This window comes from Arthrobacter sp. P4_F10, from assembly GCF_056401435.1.
This window is the reverse complement of sequence record NZ_JBFUJJ010000025.1, coordinates 25,780-50,802: the sequence shown is the minus strand read 5'-3', so window position 1 is coordinate 50,802 and position 25,023 is coordinate 25,780. Positions and strand designations below refer to the sequence as shown.

Here is a 25,023-nt window from a genome sequence, read left to right as displayed (position 1 = left end):
GTCCACAGCCTGGTCGCCTGATACAGCTTGCGTGCCCGGGCAGGGAAGCCCGGGTGCAAGCACTGCGCGGTCCGCCCCGGCGGCCGGCGCAGTGGCTGGTCGGCAGCACCAACATGCTGCCGGCTCCACGGCCATTCAAACTCGCGAAGGGCCGACAACAGAAAATAGAGGAGTCAAAGATGTCTCTTGGAATAGTATTCCTGTCCGAAGTATTCGGAACCGCAATGCTGACCCTGCTGGGTTGCGGCGTTGTGGCCAACGTTGTGCTCAAAAGCACCAAGGGCAACAACGGCGGGTTCCTGATGGTGACCTGGGGGTGGGGCCTTGCCGTCTTCTCCGGTGTCTATGTTGCTTCCATCTCAGGTGCGCACCTGAACCCCGCGGTCACCCTTGGTCTGCTGCTCAACGGCAAGAGGTTGTACGCTCCCGGCGTTCCGGTTGACTTCGCCTCGACCCTGACGTACTTCGGCGGTGAACTGACCGGTGCCTTCCTGGGTGCCGTCGTCATGTGGGTGGCCTACCGGCAGCACTTTGACGTCGAGTCCGAGCCCGCCGGCAAGCTGGCCGTTTTCTCCACCGGCCCCGCGATCCGCTCCTATCCGTGGAACCTGGCCACCGAGATCATCGGCACCTTTGTCCTCGTGTTCGTCATCCTGACCTTCGGCGGGACACCTTCCGGGCTCGGCCCGCTGGCGGTCGCCCTGCTGGTTGTCGGCATCGGTGTTTCCCTCGGTGGTCCCACCGGGTACGCCATCAACCCGGCTCGTGACCTGGGCCCCCGCGTTGCGCACGCCCTGCTCCCCATCAAGGGCAAGGGGTCCTCCGACTGGAGCTACTCCTGGATCCCGGTCGTGGGACCCCTGATCGGTGGAGGCCTTGCCGGACTTGTGGCAGCCGTCGTGCCGATCATCCCCCCTGTACTCCCGCTCTAACCATTAGTTCAACTGCCACGCTAAAAAGACAAGGACGTCAATATGAACCAGTACGTAGTCGCCATCGACCAGGGCACCACGAGCACCCGAGCCATCGTGTTCGACCACAGCGGCAGCATCGTCTCCTCCGGCCAGATGGAGCATGAGCAGATCTTCCCCCAGCCCGGCTGGGTGGAGCACAACCCCGCTGAAATCTGGAACAACACCCGCGAAGTGATCGGCTCGGCCCTGTCCAAGGCGAACCTGACCCGGCACGACATCGCCGCCGTCGGCATCACCAACCAGCGCGAAACGGCGGTGGTGTGGGACAAGACCACAGGCGAGGCGATCTACAACGCCATCGTGTGGCAGGACACCCGCACCCAGCCGATCGTGGACGAACTCGCGAAGGACGGCGGCGTAGAACGCTTCAAGCAGAAGGTGGGCCTGCCACTGGCGACCTACTTCTCGGGCACCAAGATCAAGTGGATCCTTGACAACGTCGATGGTGCCCGGGCCAAGGCGGAGGCCGGCGACCTCGTCTTCGGCAACACCGACTGCTGGGTGCTCTGGAACCTGACCGGCGGGACCGACGGCGGAGTGCACGTCACCGACGTGACCAACGCCTCACGGACCATGTTCATGGACCTTGAGACGCTGTCATGGGACCAGGAGATTCTGGACGCGTTCGGCGTCCCGGCCTCCATGATGCCGGCTATCAAGTCCTCCTCCGAGGTCTACGGCACGGTGCACACCTCCCAGTTGCTGCGCGAGGTTCCTGTGGCCGGCATCCTGGGCGACCAGCAGGCGGCCACGTTCGGGCAGGCGGCGTTCGATGCCGGGGAAGCCAAGAACACCTACGGCACGGGCTGCTTCCTGATCTTCAACACGGCCGAGGAGATTATCCATTCCAAGAACGGGCTGCTGACCACCGTCGGCTACAAGCTCGGCGACGCGGCGCCGCACTACGCGCTGGAGGGCTCCATTGCCGTCACCGGTTCCTTGATCCAGTGGCTGCGGGACAACCTCGGCATGATCAGCAGCGCCCCGGAGGTCGAGACCCTCGCGGCCTCGGTTGAGGACAACGGCGGCGTGTACATTGTGCCGGCGTTCTCCGGCCTCTTTGCGCCGTACTGGCGCTCGGACGCCCGCGGCACCATTGTGGGCCTGACCCGATTTGTTACCAAGGCCCATATCGCCCGCGCGGCGCTGGAGGCCACCGCCTTCCAGACCCGTGAGGTCCTCGACGCCGTCAACGCCGACTCCGGCGTCCCGCTGACGGAGCTGAAGGTCGACGGCGGCATGGTCGCCAACGATGCCCTCATGCAGTTCCAGGCGGACATCCTCGGCGTGCCGGTCATTCGTCCGAAGGTGGTCGAGACGACCGCGCTGGGCGCAGCCTACGCGGCCGGCCTGGCGGTCGGATTCTGGAAGGACCTGGGCGAGTGCTCGGCCAACTGGGCCGAGGACAAGCGGTGGGAGCCGCAAATGGATCAGGCCGAGCGGGAACGCCAGATGCGCCTCTGGAAGAAGGCCGTCACCAAGTCCATGGACTGGGTTGACGACGACGTCCGGTAGGGGCGCACCCTGACCCGCCGACCGGGCACGGCTTCGGCGGACAATGAAGAGCTCCGGCCAGGGAAACCTAGCCGGAGCTCTTCGCTTTCCCGCGTCCGCCTCGTCCCTCAGGACACGGGCCGCGTTGAYGTGGTGGTCACGACAGCACGCGGCGTCTTGGCGTAGACGTCCTTACTGACTGTGTAGCCCCTGCTGTCGAGCTCCAGGGCACGTTTGTTGATGAGAGCCAGTTCCGTGGTGTTCAGCTTCCTGATTTTGACCAGATCCATGAACTCCTGGTCCTCGCCGCCGACGGCCGTCACTTTGATGAGCCCGGTCCCGGCTGAGTAGAACTTGCGCTGGTGGCCCGCGCTTGGCGGATCCAGCGGGTTGAACTCATCGATCACCATGACATCGTTGTAGCAGCCCGTGGGGACACACACGCGCAGGTGCTTGTACTTGACGTCACCGCAGTCCAGGAAGTCCACGCTGGGGGCGTAGGCCTGGACGTAGGCAGGGGTATTCCGGTGCGGCTCGGCCTGCATCGCGATGCCGGCCTGGGCCTTGTCGATGCCGCTGATGAACGTGCTGGGCGCGCCGACAAGCTTGCCGTTTTCGTACTCCTCCGGATACTCGCCGAAGAGCCAGACCGTCCCCTTCGTCGYCTGGGCGAAGAAGGCGAGCTCGGACTCCACCAGTACGCCGTCGGAGTAGTCCCGGTCCCAAATCGCGATCGTCTTGACCCCGTCGATCACTTTGGTCAGACCCGTGACGGTGCTGACCACCTTGCGGGTGGTCGTTCCGTCCGGGGAGACTACCTTGCCGACGGTGGTGGACTGCATGCCGGGCTTAAGCGTCAGCCACTGGTTGTTGATCAGTGGCTTGGCCGGGAAGGCAGAGCGGTTGAAGGACAGCGCCGAGCCGGGGCCGCACAGTTCCTGAGAACTGGTGGCCGCCGGCGCGGCCGCCGATGCAGCGGTGGCCGCGGTCAGTGACGCCACCACCAGCAAGAGCGCGGAGCCGTAGGCGGTAAATCTCTTTGATCGTGGAGTCATCTGACTGGCCTCTCAGTAGGTGGTTGATGCTAGGCGGCTGGTACGGGTTCCGGCTCGCGGGGCCCGCGTTCGCGTGCCGGACCCTTCTTGGCGAACCGAAGGTAGAGCGATGGAACGACGAACAGGTTGACGAGTGTCGAAGTCACCAGCCCGCCCAGAATCACCACGGCCATGGGGTGCTCGATCTCATGGCCGGGCCGGTTGCCCAACATCACCAGCGGCACCAGTGCGAGTGCGGTGGCGAGTGTGGTCATCAGGATTGGAGACAAGCGTTCGGCAGCGCCGCGCAGGACCAGGTCCCGGCCGAACGGCACGCCCTCGAACTGCTCCAGATGCTGGCAGTGGTTGATGAGCAGGATGCCGTTGCGGGCGGCGATGCCCATCACTGTCAGGAACCCGACCAGCGACCCAAGGGACAGGATTCCGCCGCTCATGTGCGCGGCGATCACCCCGCCTACCAGGGCTACCGGCAGCGTCAGGATGCCGAGGGTGGCAAGCCGCCAGCTGTGGAATGCCGCCTGGAGCAAGAGGAACACCACAACCAGGGCGCCGATGGCGAAGAGGAGGAGCCGTTGTGAGGCGGCCTGCCGCTCTGCGTATTCGCCCAGGATGTCCGCGCTGTAACCGGTGGGGAACTCAACCGACTTGAGGTCGGATTCGAGTTTCTCCACGACTTTGGCAAGATCGCCTTCCTTGACGTTGGCGCTGACATCGAGTCGGCGGGACCCTTCCGAACGCTCTATCACGTTGGGAGTGGGCTTTACCGTGATCTTGGCGACGTCGGCCACCCGGATCTTCTGTCCGCTGGGAGTGTCCAGCGGGAGGTTCTCGATGCTTGTGACGCTGGTCCGGATCGCGGGAGGACTCCAGACCTGGACGTCGTAGGCTTTGCCGTCCCGATAGACGTCGCCGACCTCCTCACCGGACACCAGGGTGGCTGCGGCACGGCGGACGTCACCGGGCTTCAGGCCATAGCGGTTGGCGGCGTCCAGGTTCACCTCGACGTCCACCTGCGGAACATTCACCTGCAGGGCGACTTTGGCTCCAATTGCCCCCTCGATGCCCGCGAGGACCGTCTTGACCTTGTCCGCCTGCTTCTTCAGTGTGTCCAGGTCATCGCCGTATACACGGACGACGATCGAGTAGCCGGTGCCGGTGAGCACCTCGCGGACACGTTCCTTGAGGTAGGTCTGGACGTCCCGGTGGATGCCGGGGTATCCGTCCACGACCTGCTGGATGGAGGCCAGGGTTTTGTCATAATCGACCGAGGGGTCAACGCTGATCCAGTTCTCTCCAAAGTTGACGCCCACCACCTCATCGGCGGCGAACGCCTGACCGATGTGGGACCCGCAGTTGTTGACGCCTGGGATGGTCATCAGCTCCCGGCAGGCCAGTTGGCTCACGCGGACTTCCTCGGCATTGGACGTGCCGGGTTGGGTGACCCAGTGCATGAGGAAGTCGCGTTCCTTGAACGACGGCAACAGCGACTGACCCAGGAGCGGTGCCGCTATGATACCGACGACGCCGAGCGCCGCCACCGCGAGATAGCCCGGGAGCGGCCGCTTTACAATGGGCCGCAGAGCCTTGCCGTACCAGCGCTTGAGAACCCGGACCACCGGCGGATCCCGATCTTCCAGCTTGGCATTGCGCAGGAAGATGTACGCCATGGCCGGCGTGACCGTGAGGGCCACCAGCATGGACGCCATCACGGCCAGGGTGTAGGAGGTGGCCAGRGGGCGGAAGAAGGCGCCCGTCAGTCCGTCCAGGAAGAAGATCGGCACCGTGGCGGCGACGATAATCAAGGTGGCGTAAACGATGGGGCCGCGAACTTCCAGGGAAGCATTGACGACCACACGGGCGGTACTCTCGGTTCCGCCGCTGGCGCGGTGGTGCCGGAGCCGCCTGACGATGTTCTCGACGTCGATGATGGCATCGTCCACCACCACCCCGACGGCGATCACCAATCCCGCAAGCACCATCGTATTAATAGTGCCTCCGGTCCAGTACAGCACCAGGGCCGCTGCCATCAGCGACAACGGGATCGCCGTCACGCTGACCAGCGCCGTCCGCCATTGGAACAGGAAGACGCTCAGCACCAGGACCACCAGGAAGCAGCCCAGCAAAAGCGCGAGGCTCAGGTTGCCGAGGGACTCCTCGATGAACGAGGCGGGCCGGAACAGGGTTGTGTCGACTGCGATCCCGGTGAGGCCGGGCTGCAGTTCCTTGAGCGCTTCCTCAACCCCGCGCGTGACTTCGAGCGTGTTGCCCCACGGCAGCTTTTCGACAATCAGCATGAGTCCGGGGCCGCCGTTGATGACCGCGTCACCGATCAGTTGCTGGTGGTCCTCCACGACGGTTGCCACGTCGGCGAGCTTCAGGGGAGGCAGTCCCTCGCGTTCCTCCAGTGCCACTTGGGCAAGGTCCGCCGGGGACGTGATGGGTTGTACGTGCCTGATGGTCAAGCTCTGGCTCGGCGTTTCCAGCGCCCCGCCGGTGCCGATCAAGGCGCCGGGGGAGTACTTGAGCAGGCCGGCGTCCAGGGCGTCGGACGTGGAGTTCATGACGTTCTCCAGCGTGACGTTGTTGGCCGCCAGCTTGGCCGGATCAACCTGGACCTGCAGCATCTGAAGGCGTTCGCCCCAGATCGCCACGTTCGCGACGCCCGGCACCCGCAGGAGGTGCGCCCGGATATTCCAGTAGGAAACCATGGACATCTCGATCAGGGAGCGGGTCTCGGAGGACAGCCCGATCTTCATGACACGGCTGGTGGAGGACAGCGGCTGGAGCATCACCGGCGGCGCGGCCCAGGTAGGCAACGTCGGTATGACCGTTGCCATCCGCTCCGACACCAGTTGCCTGGCGGTGAGCAGATCGGTTCCTGGCTTGAACTCCATCACAATGGCGGACAGCTGCGACACAGACTTGGACCGCATCTGGTCCAGTCCGTCGATGCCGTTGAAGGCCTGCTCCATCGGGACCGTTACGAGTTCCTCGACTTCGGAGGCGGTGAGTCCCAGACACGCGGTCTGGACCTCGACACGGGGCGGGGCAAACTCCGGGAAAACATCCACCGAAGCACTGCTGAGTTGCGCGCCGCCCACGATCATGAGGGCAGCCGCCATCGCAATGATGATCGACCGGAACCTCAGACTTGCAGCGACAATCCGGCGCATGTCAGTGCGCCGTATCGAATTCAGCGCCGAAGAGTTCAGCCGCGCCTACCGTCACGATGGTGGTGCCGACCGCGGGGCCAGCCGAGGCCGTGACCAATCCGTCCTCCACCTTGGCTACAGTGACCGCCTGCCGCTGGTAGACCCGCGGGGCCGGGTTGGTGTACACCCAGGTTTTTCCGCTGGAGTCATAGAGCAGGGCTGCGTAGGGCACGACGACGTTGGTCCCCGTGCCGGCCTTAACGGTTTCGGTTTTCAGGTCGAGGCGTTCGATTCCCTTTTCGGTCAAGGTCAGTTTAGCGATGCCTGTTGCGGCATTCTTCTCCACCTTGGCGGGCTCGTTGGCCGCGACGACGGCGGGGGCCGCCGCCGTCGTCTGGGCACATGCGGGCAACGCGAACAGAAGTGCTGCGCATACAGCGGCCGCCAGGGGCAGGCGCCGCAGGGGCTGTTGGCTGGTCATTTTGCTTCCACCTTTTCCTGCGTAACGGGCTGGACGGGAACTTCGGCCTCGTAGACTTCCGCCCACTCTTCCGGGGCGGACTTGGGCCCGAACCAGAGTGCGAGCAGGGGGAGTACGAAGATCCCGATGAGAGTTGTAGTGATGAGTCCGCTGACAATGATCAGGGCCATTGGACCCAGGAGGGCCTCGCCTACGGCGCCGCCGAAGAATCCCGGCGGAATCAGGATCGCCATGGTGATCAGGGCGGCCTTCAAGATGGGCGATACCCGGTCCCGGGCCGCCATCATGATGACTTTGTCAGGGGATTCGTGCGGGGCAGCCCGCCACAGCTCATCCGTCCTGGCCGAGAGCAGCGTCGCGTTGCGGACGGCGACGGCCAGCACCGCGGCAAACGCCGTGAGCGCCAGCACCGTGATGGCGCCTCCCGCGATCCACGCTGCCACGGCGGACCCGGCCAGCGCGGCCGGCAGGGAAAGGAAGACGGCAAGCGCCAGCTTCCAGCTCCGCACGGCTGTCTGGAGAAGGAGCAGGATTGCCAGGAGGGCGGCCGCGCCGATCCACAGAACCAGGGCGTCCCCGGCGAGCTGCTCACTGTACTTTGTGGGGATTTCGGCGTGGTATTCCAGTGGGAACTGGATCTGCTCGATCRCCGTGTTGATATCGCGCTGGATATCCGCGAGCGGCCGTCCGCTGACCTCGGCCACGACGTCGATCCGGCGCGAGGTGTCATCGTGCAGGATCACGACTTCATTGGGAACGAGCCGGACGTCGGCGATCTGGCCCAGCTGGACCTGGCCGCCGCTTGGCGTGTCGAGCAGGAGTTCACGAATGCTGGTCAGGTCATCCCTGACACCCACCGCGCCCCGCACCACCACTTCAAAAACCTTCTGCTGTTCGAAGAGGTTGCCGACGACGATGCCTTGCATCAGGGCGGCAGCGGCGCGCCGTGCGTCGCCGGGTTTGATGCCGACCTTTTGCGCCGCCTCGAGGTTGACCTCGACTTCGACGATGGGCGTCATGGCGCTGGCATTGATCGTCGGGTTCTTCACGCCGTCGACCTTTTCGATGGCCTTGCGGACCTCTTCGGCTTTCTCGCGCAGGACCGGCAAGTCGGTTCCGTAAACGCGGACGGCGAATCCCGGATCCATGCTGCTGCGCTGTTCCCCGATCTTCTGCTGGGAGTAGTTCACCACGTTGTGGGCAATGCCCGGGTAGCCCTGGACGACCTCACGGACCGCCTGCTCCGTTTCGCTGAAGTTGGCGTCCGGTGTGATGGATACCCAGAGTTCGGCGGAGCTGTTCCCAACAACCTGGTCGGAGGAAATGGCGCGGCCGATATGCCCGCCCACTCCCGAAACACCCGGCAGGGTCCGCAGTTCATCGGACGCCTTCGACGCCACCCGGCGGACCTCGTCATTGGACGTGCCTGCCATCGAGTCCCACTGCACCAGGAGCGTCCGGTCCGGAATAGTGGGAACGACCGCCCGGTTTCCGACCAGCTGGGATGCGGCGGCCAGTCCGAGCAGTCCCACGACGGCGACGGCGACGATGCCGAGCGCGGTGCGGGAGCGACCGCCTTCGAGGGCCCGGTTGTAGTAGGACCTGGCCCGGGCAACAGTTGACGAGTCCGCCCGCCGGGGTTTCTCACCGGGAAGCAGGAGATACGCCAAGACCGGTGTCACGGACAAACCCACCAGCATTGAGGCGGCAAGCGCCAGCGCCAGGGACCAGAAGAGCGGCTGGAAGAACGCACCGCCGACTCCCGTAACGAACAGCGTCGGAACGAGCGCAAGGGCCATGATGAGGGACCCGTGGAACAGCGGTGTGCGGACACTGCGGACAAGCTGGACCATGCGGAACCTGATGGTGGCATCAGTCTCCGTCTCCGTGGTCCGCAACGGCCGGCGCCGCTGTGCCTGCACGTCCTCCACGATGTCACCCACAATCACGGAGACACCCAGGATGATGCCGGCCAGGATCGAGATATTCAGTGTGGAGTCGAGCAGGTAGAGCACCACTCCTGCCGCCATGACTGTCGTGGTGATGGCCACGAGGGCGATCACCGCGACACGCCAGGACCGGAAGAGGACCCAGAAGAGCAGGACGGCGATCAGGAGGCTCACGAGCAGCGCCACGCCGAGTCCATCCACGGCATCTTGCAGGAACGAGGCGGGCCGGAAGACGGACGTATCCATCTGGACTCCGGAAAGCCCAGGCTGCATGTCGTTCAGGGCGGCTTCGATGTCCTTGGTGACCTGCAGTGCGCTGGTTCCGGGGAACTTCTCCACGACTAGCAGGAGGCCTGCATCCTGGCCGACGACGGCGTCGCCGATCAGCGGCTGGTGGTCCTCCTTCACCTGGGCAATGTCACCGAGGAGCATGGGAGGTTGGGCGTCCTCGACACTGACCTTGGCCAGGTCCGCGGGCGTTCGGATGGGCAAGACGTGCTGGATGCCCAGACGCTGGCTCGGCGACTCCACGAACCCGCCCGTGCCGGGGGTTGACGCCTCAAGGAAGCTAAGCGGCGACACCCAGACTGCGTTGCCTGTGGTCTTGATGATCTGTTCGAGCGTGATCCCCTTGTCGCGCATTTGCGTGGGGGTCACCTCGACCTGGAGCTGCTGCTCGCGCTGTCCCCAAATGGAAACGTTGGCGACACCGGGAATGCCGATCAGCCGTGGCTTGATCTTCCACCGGGCCAGGACCGACATTTCGATCCCTGAGAGCTCCTTGGAGTTCATCCGGACCATGAGGACGCGGCTGGTTGACGACAGAGGCTGCATGATCAGTGGCGGCGCCGAGACGTTCGGCAGTGCGTGGGCCTGGGTCATGCGTTCGGCCACGAGCTGGCGCGCGCGCAGAAGGTCGGTGCCCGGCTCGAACACGAGCTCGATGGAGGAAAGGCCGGGAACGGACTTGGACCGGATTTCATCGAGCCACGCCACCCCGTTAAGGAGGTCGGCTTCCATCGGAGCGGTGATGAGCTGTTCGACTTCAGCAGCTGAGAGGCCCAAGGCCTCTGTCTGGATCTCGACGTGCGCGGGAGCAAACTCGGGCATGCTGTCGATGGCGACATTGGGGACGTTCACTACCCCGAAGGCAATGAGTCCGGCGGCCAAGGCGAGAACCAGGATACGGAACTGCATACTGAAACGGGTGATCCAGCCGAACATGGCTAGCTCGGTTCCAGGGAGCCGGCGTCGCGGGTGCCGCCAGCGGGGGTATTCGGCAGATGCACAGAAGAATAGCGCAAGTGATACATGATAGGCTCCTCAACCCGAGACCATTTGCGAATCCCCCCAAGAGATCCCATTTGCTGATCTTTACCGAATAGTGTTCCCATTTGAATCTTTTGGCAAGATCAAAATTTTTTGTCCTGGCCTAGGTTATTCACGGCATTCTCCCAGCCTAGAGCGGCATAATCCGCTTTCGGGGCGAACTTCGTGGAAATGTACGGACGTGCGCAAAACGCCACCCGAGTATTAGTGGTTTTTCTACTTGTTTTCCCGGGGAATGCTACCTGAATTTCCATTTTTGCTACCCGCCTGAGGCGTTCTGCAATTGGCAGTAAGTACCGCTGTTCCATAGGTATGGCATTTGTAACAATTTTGGAAATAACGGCCCGCGAAGGGCGACGGAGCGCGAGTCCACTGCGACTACCGGGCAGCATCGGGGCCGGCGGTTCAGCGCGAACCAGCCCGAGGGGCTAAAGTGGTCCTATGCGCGCCGTGCTCCTGCTTAGCTAGCCGCCCGGCATCCCGACGAGACCTCGATCCCGAAGAGTCCTCGGATTGCCGAGCGGCGGCCCCTCCATGTCGAGGGGCTTTTGTGTGTCCGGGGTACATTCCCGGACGCAACGCATGTAGTAGTAGCAGGAGTGCCACGTACGAACAGTATGGAGTCAGGGCCGGGCAGCCGGCCGTGACAGTGCAGACTTGATGGTGAACAGGCCTGGCGGCAGGCAGGCCTGAAGGTAGACAGGCTTGGGATAACAGGCCGCATAGAACAGAAGAGGCCAGCAGTGAGCGTTCAGCCGGAAACACAGACCGGATCACCAGCCGCCGCGGCGGAGGGGCCCGAGGAAGGTGCCTACAGCTTCGCGGCAATGGAAGCCAAATGGCCGCAGGTCTGGGAGGACCTGAAAGTCTTCACGCCGCTCGACGACGGCTCAAAGGAACGCCGCTACGTGCTGGACATGTTCCCGTATCCGTCCGGTGACCTTCACATGGGCCACGCCGAGGCATTCGCGATGGGCGACGTTGTGGCGCGCTACCTGCGCCAGCAGGGCTACGACGTGCTGCACCCGATCGGCTGGGACTCCTTCGGCCTGCCGGCAGAGAACGCAGCGATCAAGCGCAACGCGCACCCCAGCGAGTGGACGTACGCCAACATCGACACCCAGGCGGCGTCGTTCAAGCGTTACGCCATCTCAGCGGACTGGTCCCGCCGGCTGCACACCTCCGACCCGGAGTATTACCGCTGGACCCAGTGGCTGTTCAAGCGTTTCTACGAGCGTGGACTGGCCTACCGCAAGAATTCGCCGGTCAACTGGTGCCCCAAGGACCAGACTGTGCTGGCCAACGAACAGGTAGTCAATGGCGCCTGCGAGCGGTGTGGCACGCCCGTAACCAAGAAGTCCCTGAACCAGTGGTATTTCAAGATCACCGACTACGCCGACCGGCTGCTCGATGACATGGACGAACTGCGCGGGCACTGGCCCGAGCGCGTCCTGGCCATGCAGAAGAACTGGATCGGCCGCTCCGAGGGCGCCCACGTCAACTTCGTGATCGAAGCCGAGGGCGGCAAGGCCGCCAAGGATGTCACCGTCTTCACGACGCGTCCGGACACCCTCTACGGCGCCACCTTCTTCGTCGTCGCCGCCGACGCGCCGCTCGCCGTCGAACTGGTCACCGTCGAGCACGCCGCCGCCCTGGACGCCTACCGCGAACAGGTCAAGGCGCTGTCCGAGATCGAGCGCCAGTCCACCGAGCGCGAAAAGACCGGCGTCTTCACCGGGCGCTACGCGACCAACCCGCTCAACGGCGAGAAGCTGCCCGTCTGGGCCGCGGACTATGTCCTGGCCGACTATGGCACGGGCGCCATCATGGCCGTCCCGGCGCACGACCAGCGCGACCTCGACTTCGCCAAGACCTTTGACCTGCCCGTCCGGGCAGTACTGGACACCGGCGAGGAAGACCCCGCGGCCACGGGCATTGCCACCACCGGCGAGGGGACCCTGATCAACTCCGGCGGCCTCGACGGGCTGCCGAAGGCCGAGGCCATCCCGGCAGCCATCGAGATCCTGCGTGAGCTGGGCACAGGCGAGAAGTTCGTGAACTTCCGCCTGCGTGACTGGCTGCTCAGCCGGCAGCGGTTCTGGGGCACCCCGATCCCCATCATCCACTGCCCGGCCTGCGGCGAGGTTCCCGTCCCCGACGACCAGCTGCCTGTGACCCTGCCGGCGGATCTGCGCGGCGAAGACCTGTCCCCGAAGGGCACGTCTCCGCTGGCCGCGGTCGAAAGCTGGGTCAACATCGAGTGCCCCAACTGCCACGGACCGGCCAAGCGGGACACGGACACCATGGACACCTTCGTGGATTCCTCCTGGTACTTCCTGCGCTTCGTCTCGCCGCAGTACACCGAAGGCCCGTTCGATCCGGAGAAGATCAACGACTGGATGCCGGTCGGCCAGTACGTGGGAGGCGTGGAGCACGCCATCCTGCACCTGCTCTATGCGCGGTTCTTCACCAAGGTCATCCACGATCTCGGCATGATCGAGGCCGACGAGCCGTTCAGTGCGCTGCTGAACCAGGGCCAGGTGCTCAATGGCGGCAAGGCCATGAGCAAGTCCCTGGGCAACGGCGTCGACCTCAGTGAGCAGCTGGACAAGTTCGGCGTGGACGCCGTACGCCTGACCATGATCTTCGCCTCCCCGCCGGAGGACGACGTCGATTGGGCGGACGTATCGCCGTCGGGCTCCGCGAAGTTCCTGGCCCGCGCCTGGCGCCTCGGCCAGGATGTATCGAGCGCACCCGGCATCGACTTCGCCACCGGCGACCGTGCCCTGCGCACCGTCACGCACCGCACGATCGCCGATGCGCAGGCCCTGCTGAACCACAACAAGTTCAACGTGGTTGTGGCAAAGCTGATGGAACTGGTCAACGCGACCCGCAAAACCATAGATGCAGCCACGGGGGCCGGCGGCGCGGACCCCGCGGTCCGCGAAGCCGTGGAGGCCGTTGCCGTCATCCTGAGCCTGTTTGCGCCCTACACCGCCGAGGACCTGTGGAACGTTCTGGGACACCCGGCCTCGGTCGCCAACGCAGGCTGGCCCACGCACGACGACGCCTTGCTCGTAGAGGACACGGTCACCGCCGTCGTCCAGGTGCAGGGCAAGGTGCGGGACCGCCTGGAGGTGTCCCCGGACATCTCTGAGGAGGACCTGCGCGAACTGGCGCTGGCCTCGGAGAACGTCCAGCGCGCCCTTGACGGCCGTGCCCTTCGCACGGTGATCGTGCGGGCGCCTAAACTGGTCAACATCGTCCCGGCCTAGCTGGACGTACTAGCCAGCACTGGCCGCCGGCTGATACCGGCGGCCAGTGCAGGGAACGTGACATGCACCGCCCTGGCCGGAGAAAAAGTCCATGCGTCCCGACAGCAGGAGGTCCCTCGTGCCAGACCGCGAGCCGTCAGGCTGGCCATGGCTGCGCGAGCGGCTTGTTCGCCTTCGGCAGGGCCCCCGAGGCGGCGTTCCCGAAGCAGCTCCCGACGCCGTCGTGCAGGTTGCGGTGGTCACTGACTCTGCCGCCGCGCTGCCCGCGGACTGGATCCGGGCTTTCGCTGCCGACGGCGCGCTGACCGTGGTCCCGATGCCCGTCATGGTCGGCGCCGAAATCTATGGCGAGGGCGAGGACGACATTGCCGAGACGATTGCCGTGGCCCTCGCCAGCGGCAAGCCCGTCAAGACCTCGCGTCCGTCACCGGGGCAGTTTGAACACGCCTACCGGGCGGCCAGCGAGCGTGGCTTCCAGTCCGTGGTCTCGATCCACATCTCCGGTGCGCTGTCCGGGACTGCCGACGCCGCCCGTCTGGCAGCACAGCGGGTGGGCATCCCGGTAGAGGTCCTCGACTCCCGGACGGTGGGGATGGCGCAGGGGATGGGCGTGCAGGGCGCCGTCGTCGCGGCAGCGGGCGGCAGGAATGCGGCCGGCGTGTTGGCTTTCGCGCAGGACCGGCTGGACCGCACCAAAGTGTATTTCTACGTTCCGAGCCTGGAACAGTTGCGCCGGGGCGGCCGGATAGGGGCCGCGGCCTCGCTCTGGGGCACCATGTTCTCCATCAAACCCATCCTGGCGGTTGAAGACGGCCGGATCATCCCGCTGGAAAAGGTCCGGTCCGCCGCGAAGGCCATCGCACGGCTGGAGGAAATCGTTGCCGCCGATGCCTCCACCCGCCCCGCCGGGCAGGCGCGGCTGGCTGTGCACCACTTCGGCAACCAGGCCGAGGCCGAGGAGCTTGCCCGGCGCCTGGCCGTGGCATTGCCGGCTTGTCCGCCTGCCCAGATCAGCGCACTGCCGGCCGTCCTGGCCGCCCACGCGGGACTCGGTGTGCTGGCGGTGATTGTGGGGGAGGGAAGCACGCCCGGAAGTTCGAGGCCCAGCGGTGTCAGCGACGCCACTGCGACTGGCGGGGAACCGGCTGCCGGCGAGCCGGACGGCGGGGAGCCGGGCGCTGGCCGGGCAACCGCGCGCGCTGGAGACTAGCACCGGAGGCATCCCTGGTGGGCGAAAGGCTGGCCGGGAGCGGGCGCCGGAGGTAAAGTCACTGCACCGAACCCCAGCGAACCCGGAGGTCGCCATGGCAATGCAGGTGCACCACGTAGCCCAGTTCGATCGCGACGTTGCCGAAGAGGTGACCAAATGGCTGAAATACCTCAAGGGCCAAGTGACCAGCGTCCAATTCCTCACCACCACCGTGCCGGATCCCAAAGCCGCTGACAAATGGCGGGTGCAGTACGAGGCCTACATCACCTACCAGCAGTGAATTCCTGACGGAAGGTGCGTCTCACGGGTTAGGCGCGGGAGCCGGCGGATTCGTTGGCGCGGGGGCTGGAGCGGTCGTTGGTGCGGGCGCGGGCGGGTTCGTTGGTGCGGGCGCCGGTGCGCTAGTTGGTGCGGGCGCCGGTGCGCTAGTTGGTGCGGGCGCCGGTGCGCTAGTTGGTGCGGGCGCCGGTGCGCTAGTTGGTGCGGGCGGTGGCGCAGGGGCTGGAGCGGTAGTTGGCGTGGGGGCTGGCGGCGGCGTTGGCCCGGGGGCCGGCTGATTCGGCTTGATGGTGTAGCTGGGCTGCTTGCCCGAGCCGTTGACCCAAAGGGCTGCTTTCACCCTGTGGGCGCTGCCGGGCTCCAGCCACCAGAGCACCTGGACGTTGCAGTGGTAGACAATCGTGACATTGGCGACGGCGCCCGCGGGTGGCACCGAGTGAATCGACGTGGCGGCCGTCTGGGTGGTCCAGATGAAATTTTGGTCGGCCGTCATTCCTGCCGTGCCGTCAACCGTCACGTGCGCTATGCCGTACAGGCCGTGCTGCGGGCAGAAACTGCTGTCAAGGGAAAAGTTGACGATCTGGGTTGAGGTAGCTTGCGTCGTGTCTGCCACAGCAGGCGGGGCCGGCAGCATGGCGCCGCCAAGAGCCACGACCGCCGCTGGCCAAAACAACCACTTCATTGCACACCAGCTTTCGACGCCTGATGGTCACATCCAGGCGATCAGGGTTGCCCCCAGCCGGCAAAGTCTTCTCGATTGAGGATGCAGACGTTACCACCGGGTCCGAGTGGGCACCAGCGTAGGGAATACTTGCCCGTTGCTGCGAAAATACGCGTATTACTCAGGTATTTCCACATACGCCTGGTGCCGGATATCGGTGTGGGTGAGGGTTGCCTAGAGTCGCTTCCATGTCACGCCGGAACCCGGAAGCCGAATCCGCCACCGGAGTTAGGGTTGCCCGTGAACGCCTGGCGGCGACGCTCGGCGGTGCGGCGGATGCCGGAGACGCCGGGCATTCGCCGAAGGCCGGGAGTTCGGGGATGTCGTTGGACGCGCAACGGGCGGCGGAGCTGTCCTCGGGGCTGTTGGACGTGCCGGCGTCCGGCCTCCCCATCCCGTCCCTGGCCGCCGGGGTCGTCGGCGGTGCCGGCAGGCGCCGTGCCGGCGGTGACGGAACGCACTCCGAGGAGCTCCCCGGGCGCGGGCGCGTTGCAGGGGCGCCGCTGTCCACGGTGTTGCGGGCCAGGACCGGTCTGCGGGCGGCGGTTCTGCTGGGCGTCCTCGCCGCGGTGCTGGGCGGTTACTTCTGGTGGCAGGCTGGCACCGGCGGCGCGCAGGTGGTCGCGCTCAGCGAGCCCGCCCCGGCCGCGGAGGAGGCTGCCGATCCGGCAGCGGGCGAGACCGTCGCGCCGCCGGCAGAAGATGATGCCAGCACGGCGCCGAAAACCATCGAGGTCCATGTTGCCGGCGCGGTGCTCAGGCCGGGGGTGGTTCAGTTGCCCGCGGGGAGCCGGCTTTACGAAGCGATCCTGGCGGCAGGCGGGGCCACGGACACGGCGGATCAGGACCGGCTCAACCTGGCCGCCGTGTTGGAGGACGGCCAGAAGGTCCTGGTGCCCATCCGCGGCGAACCCGATCCGGCCGATGCGCCCACAGGCGGCTCGCCTGAGCCCGGTTCCGCCCCGGGTGGCACCACATCAGGCAGCGGTGGCGGAAAGRTCAACATCAACACCGCCAGCCTCGAGGAACTGGGGACTCTCCCGCGCGTCGGTCCGGTCTTGGCGCAGCGCATCGTGGACTGGCGTCAGCAGCACGGGCGCTTCAAGAGCGCGCAGGAGCTCGACGCGGTTGACGGAATCGGTCCAAAGTTGCTCGAGGCCCTGCTCCCGTTGGTAGGCATCTGACATGGCGCGGGGGGACGCTGACGCGTCGCGGCATGCTGCGCAACATCGTGACGTGCCACAGCCTGACGTGCCACAGCGTGACGTGAGTCGGACCAGCCTGCGGGGTCTGGTGGCAGCAGCCCCGCGGAGCCGTTGGCAGCGCTACGTCGACGCGGCCGTCCATTCGCCGGCGCCCTCGGAACGCGATGCCCCGGTGGGCGGCGGCCGGGTTCGCGGGTCGGGCATGACCGCGCCCGCAGCCCACGGTCTACAGCCCGGTGGCAGCCCTTCTGCGAGCCAGAGGGCAAAGCGCCTCCCGGATTTCCCGGGGTGCCTTGGGCGCATTGGATGGCTCCCTCCCGGGCACCTCACCGGTCACATCACCGAAAGCCTGCTGTCCCGGGCCGCGCGCGACATTGCCTTGCCTCGACGCCTGACGGACCGGACACGGCGGACGGACCTTCGGCTGGTGCTGCCCACCCTCCTTGTTTGGGGGACCGCTGTGGCCGGAAACTCGTTGTCCCCTTCCGGACTGGCGGGACTCTGCACGGCACTGGCGGCGACCGCCGGAATCCTGCTCTTCTTGGCAGGACGCGGCAACCCCGGCCGCGCTGGGTTCGGCCGCGCTGGGTTCGGCCGTGCCCACGGCAGGAGCGCCAGGGTTCGGAGCGCCACGGATGTGCGCGAAGCCGCCCGGCACGGCCCCCGTCCCGGGCCGGTGGCTGCGCGCAGCCTTCGCGTCACTCTGGCTGTGGCGCTGGTGCTGTCCGTGGCGGCGGGCGCCCATGCCGCCGTCGAGGCGTCCCGGCGGCATGACGGCGCCATCGCCGAGGCCGTGGCCGCGCGCGCGGCTGTCGTCGCGGAACTGGAAATTGCGGGCGCCCCGCGGCGGCTTCGGGTTCCCGGGGCCGGCGGACTGGCGGACCGCTGGGCGGTCCCCGTCATGCTGAAGGCGATGACCTTCGGCGGCCAAAGGGTCGCCGGAGAAGCCCGGCTCGTCGTCATGGGTGGAACGGCGTGGGAACTCGCCGTTCCGGGCCAGCGCCTGCGCGCCACGGGCAGGCTCCGGCCGGCCGCGCCAGGGGAGCCGGACACAGGAATCCTTTCAGCCTCGTCCGCTCCAACGGTGTTGCGGGGACCCGGGCCCTGGCAGCAAGGTCCCGGTGAGCTGCGCCGTGCATTCACCGCCGCGGCGGCACGCTTCGGCGGCGATGCCGGCGGGCTGCTGCCCGGGATGGTCACCGGCGACACCAGCGCCCTGGACGCGGAATTGGAAGTCGCTATGAAGACGGTGGGCATGACGCACCTGACGGCCGTCAGCGGAGCGAACTGCAGCCTGATCCTGGGGACGTTGCTGCTCGCTGCCCGCACACTGCGCCTGCCGCGCACCGCAGCCGCCGCGGTCAGTCTCGCGGGGCTCGGGCTGTTTGTCCTCATGGTGGGACCGGATCCCAGTGTGCTGAGGGCCGCACTCATGGGCAGCATTGGTCTCGCGTCCGTGGCCTTTGGCCGGGCGGGGCGTGGACTCAGCCTGCTGTGCGTTGCCGTCATCGGCCTGCTGTTGGCACAGCCGGTCCTGGCCACCAGCTTCGGATTCCTGCTCTCGGTGCTGGCCACGCTTGGAATTGTGGTCACTGGACGTCGCATCATGGAGTGGCTGCCACCAGCGGTGCCGCGCTGGGCGGCAGCCGGGGTTGCCGTACCCCTGTCCGCCCAGCTGTTCTGCGCTCCGGCGATCGTGCTGTTGCAACCGCAGTTCGGCTTGTACGCCCTGCCCGCGAACGTGGCCGCTGCGGGACTCGTGGCGCCAGTGACACTCCTCGGCACGGCCGCTGCGGCGCTCCTGCCCGCAGTCCCTGCCGTTGCGCAGCTCCTGATGGCCGCTGCTGCCTTCTTCGCCGGCGCTGTGGCGGGTATCGCGCGGTGTTTCGCGGCCCTCCCGGGCGCTGCGCTGCCGTGGCCGGAAGGGGCCTTCGGCGCAGCCACCATGGGTGTCTTTTCCGCGACTGTGCTGGCAGCGGCGTGGCTGGCTCTGCACCCGGCGGTGGTTGTTCGGGCTGTCCTGGTGGCACATGCGAGGGTGGTTGCCGGGCTCGAAGGACGGTCGCCTTCGGAGGCACGGCCGCCCGCCGGGCAGGCCGTCCGGCGCGGCTTGGAGCACCGGTCCGGGCGTGGGACGCTTAGAGTCCGCAAATCAACTTCCGGGAGGAATCACGAGTGGCTGCTGCCCAGACCCAACGGCCCAGGACCTCGGCGTCGAACACCGCCACCTGGCGCGACGTGACACCGGCTGCCGTAGTCCTGGTCGGCGGCCCGGAAGACTACTTGGGCTCGCGTGCCATGGACCGTATCCGCGGGCAGGTTCGCGAGGCGGCGCCCGACGTCGAAATTACCCGGCTCAATGCCGGCAGCTACGTGGCGGGGTCGCTGGCTATGAACGTCAGCCCTTCACTGTTTGGCGAACAGAAGCTCATCGAGGTTGACGGGCTCGAGGCGATGAACGACGCCTTCCTGGCCGATGCCCTTAAATATGTGGCGCAGCCGGAACCGGACGCCGTCCTGGTGCTTCGCCACGGCGGGGGAGTCCGCGGCAAGAAGCTGCTGGACGCCATCAAGGCCGCGGGCTGGCCCGTCGTGGACTGCCAGCCGCTCAAAAAAGACGCCGAGAAGATCGCCTTCGTCACGGCCGAGTTCAAGACGGCTTCCCGTCGGATCGACCCCGACGCCGTGCACGCCCTCGTCAATGCGGTCGGCGCGCAGCTCGCGGAACTCGCCGCCGCCTGCAGCCAGCTAATCGCGGACGCCACCACCGGCGTGGACGCCGCCATGGTGGACAAATACTACGGCGGCCGGGTCGAGGCAACGGCCTTCAAGGTCGCCGACGCTGCGATGGCCGGCAACGGCCCTTTGGCCCTTTCCACGCTCCGCCACGCCCTGGCCACCGGCGCGGATCCCGTTCCGATCGTGGCGGCGCTGGCGTCCAAGCTGCGCTCCCTGGCCAAGGTGGCCGGCGCCCAGGGTTCGTCCTCGCAAATCGCAAAGCAACTCGGAATGCAACCCTGGCTCGTCGAACAGGCCCAGCGGGAAGTCCGGCGCTGGACACCCGACGGGCTGGTCCGCTCCATCCAGGTCACCGCCGAGGCCGACGCCCAGGTCAAGGGGCTCTCCCGGGATCCCGTCTATGCCGTGGAACATGCGGTAACGGTGATTGCCACCTCGGTCCGAAGTTCCTGACACCCGGGTTCTGACCCACCCGCACGGCGTCCGGTCAGACCCGGCCGCGGCCAGCCGGCGACGTGTCCGGATGAGAACGCAACGTGCGGCTTAACTGGATGTGGCCGGCACCCATGGGGTGCCGGCCACAATCATCAGTTCGAGTGAACTGGAAACCTTAGAGCGCGTTGACCTTCTTGGAGATGGCCGACTTGCGGTTTGCAGCGTTGTTCTTGTGGAGAACGCCCTTGCTGACAGCCTTGTCCAGCTTGCGGCTGGCAGAAAGCAGTGCAACAGCAGCAGCATCCTTGTCGGTGGACTCAACGGCGGTGTTGACGGCGCGGATGGCCGTCTTCAGCTCGGACTTGACTGCGTTGTTGCGCAGGCGAGCCTTTTCGTTGGTCAGGATGCGCTTCTTCTGGGACTTGATATTAGCCACGTGTGAACTCTCTTTTTCAATGCGGAAAATGGTCTAGAGGGCTTTCAGATTGGCCATTGACTGAGCGGCGTGGGGATACCTATGGCGACCAACCATCTGTGGCCGTCGACCTGCACGGACACACAGCTGTAAATAATAGCAGAGATGAACGTGCAGGCACGAGTACCCGTGGCAATCCGCCGCAGGACCCGGCGCCGGGCGGGTCAGTTCCAGCCGCGGCGCTCCCGCAGGGCCGCTGCGATGAGATTGAAGCGGCCTACGTCCAGGATCGCTCCTTCGCGCCGGATGTCATTGGCATTGATCTGCAGAATCCGGTCCAGCTTCGCTTCGCTGGGCCGCCACTGGCGGTCCCAGGGGCCCGTGCCGATGTCAACGTAGTCATCCGACCGGGGGGAATCGCCGTTGTGGTCCTTGCTCGTCAGCATCAGACCCAGCAGATACCGGCCGCTGGTGCCCACCAGCAGCACCGGACGGTCCTTGCCTCGGGAATAGTCCTCTTCATAGGGCACCCAGGTCCACACGATTTCGCCGGGCTCGGGCAGGCCGTTGGGTGCGGGGGCGTAGCGGACGGCCGCCCGGCCCCGGAAGTCGCCGGGATACGTCCCGGTCAGTCCGGCGGCCGGAGTGCCGCCCGTGCCGCCCGTGGCGCCCGGCCGTGTCTGACCCGGCCGCGCCTTCCCCGTCGGCTTGCCCGTCGGCTTCCCCGCAGGTTTTGACGCCGGGCCGCGGGTGGTGCCCGGCGCGGAGCCGCCGAGTTTGTCCAGGAAGCGGAGCGCGTCGCGGACCGCGTTGCTGATCGATCGTAAATTCCAAGCCATGGGGAAACCATACCGGCAACCCCCAGAGGGGAGAGGGCCGGGGGAGCGGGCGGGCGGGAGGAGGGGACGAGATAGGCGGGAGAGGAGAATCCACGGGGCGATGCAGAGTCCGCAACGCAATGCAGGGATGCACTGCCACCGGCCCGGACGTGGGAGACTATTAGGAACGACAAATGCGCCACGTCGCAGGATGGGAAACCAGCATCCGCGCCGATCCGTGGACAGCCAACCTTAATGCCAACAGTAAGGACCCTGCGTGTCTCCCATGGCCCGCACCGCCCCGGTGCCCGCCGCAACAGATCCGGCCATCATCCGGAACTTCTGCATCATTGCGCACATTGACCACGGCAAATCCACACTGGCCGACCGGATGCTTCAATTCACCGGCGTCGTCCAGTCCCGTGACATGAAGGCCCAGTACCTGGACCGCATGGACATTGAGCGCGAACGCGGCATCACCATCAAATCCCAGGCCGTCCGCATGCCCTGGGAACTCGACGGCACCAGCTACGCGCTGAACATGATCGACACCCCCGGGCACGTTGACTTCACGTACGAGGTCTCCCGCTCGCTCGCGGCCTGCGAGGGCGCGATCCTGCTGGTGGACGCGGCCCAGGGCATCGAGGCCCAGACCCTCGCCAACCTCTACCTGGCGATGGAAAACAACCTCACGATCATCCCGGTCCTGAACAAGATCGACCTCCCGGCGGCCCAGCCGGAGAAGTACGCGGCGGAACTCGCCAACCTGATCGGCGGCGACCCCGACGACGTGCTCCGTGTCTCTGGCAAGACAGGCATGGGCGTCGAGGTCCTGCTGGACAAGATCGTCCGCGACCTGCCGGCACCCGTGGGCGACCCGAACGCCCCGGCCCGGGCCATGATCTTCGACTCGGTCTACGACACGTACCGCGGTGTGGTCACGTACGTCCGCGTGGTCGACGGCATGCTGCACCCCCGCGAACGCATCCAGATGATGTCCACCCGTGCCACGCATGAGCTCCTGGAGATCGGGGTGAGCTCCCCGGAGCCCACCCCCTCCAAGGGCCTCGGTGTCGGCGAAGTCGGCTACCTCATCACCGGCGTGAAGGACGTCCGCCTGTCCAAGGTGGGCGACACCGTCACCAACCTTGCCAAGCCGGCCACCGAATCCCTCCCCGGCTATGCGGACGCCAAGCCGATGGTCTTCTCCGGCCTGTACCCGCTGGACGGCACCGACTATCCGGTGCTCCGCGATGCGCTGGAGAAGCTGATGCTCAACGATGCCGCGCTGGTGTACGAGCCCGAGACGTCCGCCGCGCTGGGATTCGGCTTCCGGGTGGGATTCCTGGGCCTGCTGCACCTGGAAATCACCCGCGAACGGCTCGAACGCGAATACAACCTGGACCTGATTTCCACCGCCCCCAACGTGGAATACGAGGTGACGCTGGAGGACAAGAAGATTGTCCACGTCACGAACCCCAGCGAATACCCCACCGGAAAAATCGCCGAAGTCCGCGAGCCGATGGTGTCCGCCACCATCCTGGCGCCGAACGAGTTTGTCGGCGCCATCATGGAATTGTGCCAGAGCCGGCGCGGCGTCATGGGCGGCATGGACTACCTCTCCGAGGACCGGGTGGAAATCCGTTACCGCCTGCCGCTGGCCGAAATCGTCTTCGACTTCTTCGACATCCTCAAGTCCAAGACCCGCGGCTACGGGTCGCTGGACTGGAAGGCCGACGGCGAGCAGGTGGCCGACCTCGTCAAGGTGGACATCATGCTCCAGGGCGAGCAGGTTGATGCCTTCTCCGCCATCACGCACCGCGACAAGGCCTACGCCTACGGCGTGATGATGACCGGCAAACTGCGCGAACTCATTCCCCGCCAGCAGTTCGAGGTGCCCATCCAGGCCGCCATCGGTTCCAGGATCATCGCCCGCGAAAGCATCCGCGCCATCCGCAAGGACGTCCTTGCCAAGTGCTACGGCGGTGACATCACCCGAAAGCGCAAACTGCTGGAAAAGCAGAAGGAAGGCAAGAAGCGCATGAAGATGGTGGGCCGCGTCGAAGTACCGCAGGAAGCCTTCATCGCCGCGCTCACGACGGACGAGTCCAAGGACAAGGCCAAGAAGTAGCGGTGCTGGTAATGACTGTTGCTGCAGTGACGGCAGGCCGGGCCCGTGCCTAGCGTTCTTCCCCTGGGCGACCCGGCGCCGCCGGACGGGCTCCTGCCCGCCCAGGCGTGCCAGGGCGCCGATCAGCGTGCCTTCGGGCTGTACGTGCACATCCCGTTCTGCGCGGTCCGCTGCGGGTACTGCGACTTCAACACCTACACCGCCACCGAGTTGGGCGGCGGCGCCTCCCAGGACGCCTACGCCGCCACGGCGGTCGCGGAAGTGGAATTCGCCGCCGAGGCCCTGAATCGCAGCGGATTGCCCGCGCGCCCCCTCAGCACGGTCTTTTTCGGCGGCGGCACGCCCACGCTGCTGCCGGCCGAGGATCTGGCGCGCATACTCACGGCCGCGATCGGCGCCTGGGGCCTGCAGCCCGGCGCCGAGGTTTCCACYGAGGCAAACCCGGATTCCGTCACGCCCGAGTCACTGCAACTGCTCGCCGACGCCGGGTTCACCCGGGTGTCCTTTGGTATGCAGTCGGCCGTGCCGCACGTCCTGAAGGTCCTGGACCGCACGCACACGCCCAGCAGGGTGCCCGAAGTGGTGCGGTGGGCGCGGGACGCGGGGCTCGCGGTCAGCCTCGACCTCATTTATGGGACGCCGGGGGAGTCGCTGGATGACTGGCGCTTCTCACTGGAGACTGCACTGTCCTACGCCCCCGACCACATCAGCGCCTATGCCCTGATTGTGGAGGACGGCACCAAACTTGCGGCGCAGATCCGCCGCGGCGAAGTGCCGGAAATCGACGACGACGACCACGCGGCCAAGTACGAACTCGCCGACGAGCTGATTTCCGCGGCCGGGCTCGCCTGGTACGAGGTCAGCAACTGGTCCCGCACCCCCGAACAGGCCTGCCGGCACAACCTCGCCTACTGGCGGGGGGACGACTGGTGGGGCATCGGACCCGGGGCGCACTCCCACGTCGGAGGCGTGCGGTGGTGGAACGTCAAGCACCCCACCGCCTACGCCAACCGCCTCGGCGCCGGGGTCTCGCCCGCCGCCGGACGCGAAACGCTGGACCCCGAAACCCGCAACGTGGAACGCGTCATGCTCGAGGCCCGGCTGAACTCCGGACTCGACATCCCCAGCCTCGGCGGCCTCGGGGACACGGGCAGGCACGCCGTCGCGGGGCTGATTGCCGACGGCCTCGTGGACCCGGCGGCCGCTTTCAAGGGCCGGCTCATCCTTACGCTCAAGGGCCGGCTGCTGGCCGACGCCGTGGTCCGCAGGATCCTGCCGGACTGAACGGCCGCACCTAACCGTGCGGCCCGACTAAGCTGCCGCACACAACGATGAAGCCGCACAAGAAGAGCCGGCCGCTA

The 25,023-nt window shown here is 66.3% G+C and carries 16 protein-coding genes; 10 read left to right on the top strand and 6 right to left on the bottom strand.

Annotated features, from left to right (window positions below):
* Window positions 1–179 precede the first annotated feature (179 nt).
* Together AC1DR1_RS18500 and glpK are read left to right on the top strand one after the other, a co-directional pair.
* Entirely contained in the window at window positions 180–932 is a 753-nt protein-coding gene (locus tag AC1DR1_RS18500; protein ID WP_229995422.1) for an MIP/aquaporin family protein, read from the top strand.
* A gap of 42 nt (window positions 933–974) precedes the next feature.
* Window positions 975–2,489 (top strand): glycerol kinase GlpK, encoded by a 1,515-nt coding sequence (gene glpK / locus AC1DR1_RS18495; protein ID WP_229995421.1) that lies wholly within the window; start codon window positions 975–977, stop codon window positions 2,487–2,489.
* A gap of 107 nt (window positions 2,490–2,596) precedes the next feature.
* Here glpK and AC1DR1_RS18490 read toward each other — a convergent pair whose 3' ends face one another.
* Genes AC1DR1_RS18490 through AC1DR1_RS18475 form a run of 4 tightly spaced genes read right to left on the bottom strand, consistent with a single transcriptional unit; the run spans window position 2,597 to window position 10,302 of the window.
* Window positions 2,597–3,523, bottom strand: coding sequence for a hypothetical protein (locus AC1DR1_RS18490; RefSeq protein WP_476993056.1), 927 nt, complete (start codon window positions 3,521–3,523; stop codon window positions 2,597–2,599).
* Window positions 3,524–3,552: 29 nt separating this feature from the next.
* Window positions 3,553–6,645, bottom strand: a complete 3,093-nt coding sequence (locus AC1DR1_RS18485) for an efflux RND transporter permease subunit (protein ID WP_229995419.1) — start codon at window positions 6,643–6,645, stop codon at window positions 3,553–3,555.
* A 52-nt stretch (window positions 6,646–6,697) separates the two neighbouring features.
* Entirely contained in the window at window positions 6,698–7,156 is a 459-nt protein-coding gene (locus AC1DR1_RS18480) for a hypothetical protein (RefSeq protein WP_229995418.1), read from the bottom strand.
* Complete coding sequence (locus AC1DR1_RS18475) at window positions 7,153–10,302, bottom strand: efflux RND transporter permease subunit (RefSeq protein WP_476993055.1); 3,150 nt, start codon at window positions 10,300–10,302, stop codon at window positions 7,153–7,155. Before AC1DR1_RS18475 ends, AC1DR1_RS18480 begins: the two co-directional genes overlap by 4 nt.
* A gap of 875 nt (window positions 10,303–11,177) precedes the next feature.
* Here AC1DR1_RS18475 and leuS point away from each other — a divergent pair.
* From leuS to holA, 6 genes are all read left to right on the top strand, one after another.
* On the top strand, window positions 11,178–13,709 hold the full coding sequence (gene leuS / locus AC1DR1_RS18470; RefSeq protein ID WP_229995416.1) for a leucine--tRNA ligase: 2,532 nt from the start codon (window positions 11,178–11,180) through the stop codon (window positions 13,707–13,709).
* A 118-nt stretch (window positions 13,710–13,827) separates the two neighbouring features.
* On the top strand, window positions 13,828–14,919 hold the full coding sequence (locus AC1DR1_RS18465; RefSeq protein ID WP_229995415.1) for a DegV family protein: 1,092 nt from the start codon (window positions 13,828–13,830) through the stop codon (window positions 14,917–14,919).
* 94 nt (window positions 14,920–15,013) lie between these two features.
* On the top strand, window positions 15,014–15,199 hold the full coding sequence (locus AC1DR1_RS18460) for a hypothetical protein (protein WP_090581036.1): 186 nt from the start codon (window positions 15,014–15,016) through the stop codon (window positions 15,197–15,199).
* A 908-nt stretch (window positions 15,200–16,107) separates the two neighbouring features.
* Window positions 16,108–17,103 carry a helix-hairpin-helix domain-containing protein gene (locus tag AC1DR1_RS18455; RefSeq protein WP_476993054.1) on the top strand — a complete coding sequence of 332 codons (996 nt, stop codon included), beginning with the start codon at window positions 16,108–16,110 and terminating at the stop codon, window positions 17,101–17,103.
* Window positions 17,104–17,185: 82 nt separating this feature from the next.
* Window positions 17,186–19,366 (top strand): ComEC/Rec2 family competence protein, encoded by a 2,181-nt coding sequence (locus AC1DR1_RS18450; protein WP_476993053.1) that lies wholly within the window; start codon window positions 17,186–17,188, stop codon window positions 19,364–19,366.
* Window positions 19,300–20,316, top strand: a complete 1,017-nt coding sequence (gene holA / locus AC1DR1_RS18445; protein ID WP_229996095.1) for a DNA polymerase III subunit delta — start codon at window positions 19,300–19,302, stop codon at window positions 20,314–20,316. The genes AC1DR1_RS18450 and holA overlap by 67 nt, the downstream gene beginning before the upstream one ends.
* Window positions 20,317–20,473: 157 nt before the next feature.
* On the opposite strand, the gene rpsT is transcribed toward holA, so the two are convergent.
* Complete coding sequence (rpsT, locus tag AC1DR1_RS18440; protein ID WP_018773112.1) at window positions 20,474–20,734, bottom strand: 30S ribosomal protein S20; 261 nt, start codon at window positions 20,732–20,734, stop codon at window positions 20,474–20,476.
* 203 nt (window positions 20,735–20,937) lie between these two features.
* Window positions 20,938–21,552 carry a type II toxin-antitoxin system PemK/MazF family toxin gene (locus AC1DR1_RS18435; RefSeq protein ID WP_476993052.1) on the bottom strand — a complete coding sequence of 205 codons (615 nt, stop codon included), beginning with the start codon at window positions 21,550–21,552 and terminating at the stop codon, window positions 20,938–20,940.
* Window positions 21,553–21,808: 256 nt separating this feature from the next.
* On the opposite strand from AC1DR1_RS18435, the gene lepA reads away from it, so the two are divergent.
* Entirely contained in the window at window positions 21,809–23,662 is a 1,854-nt protein-coding gene (lepA, locus tag AC1DR1_RS18430; RefSeq protein WP_229993353.1) for a translation elongation factor 4, read from the top strand.
* Between the two features lie 45 nt (window positions 23,663–23,707).
* Complete coding sequence (hemW, locus tag AC1DR1_RS18425; protein ID WP_229993352.1) at window positions 23,708–24,946, top strand: radical SAM family heme chaperone HemW; 1,239 nt, start codon at window positions 23,708–23,710, stop codon at window positions 24,944–24,946.
* Window positions 24,947–25,023: the final 77 nt, after the last annotated feature.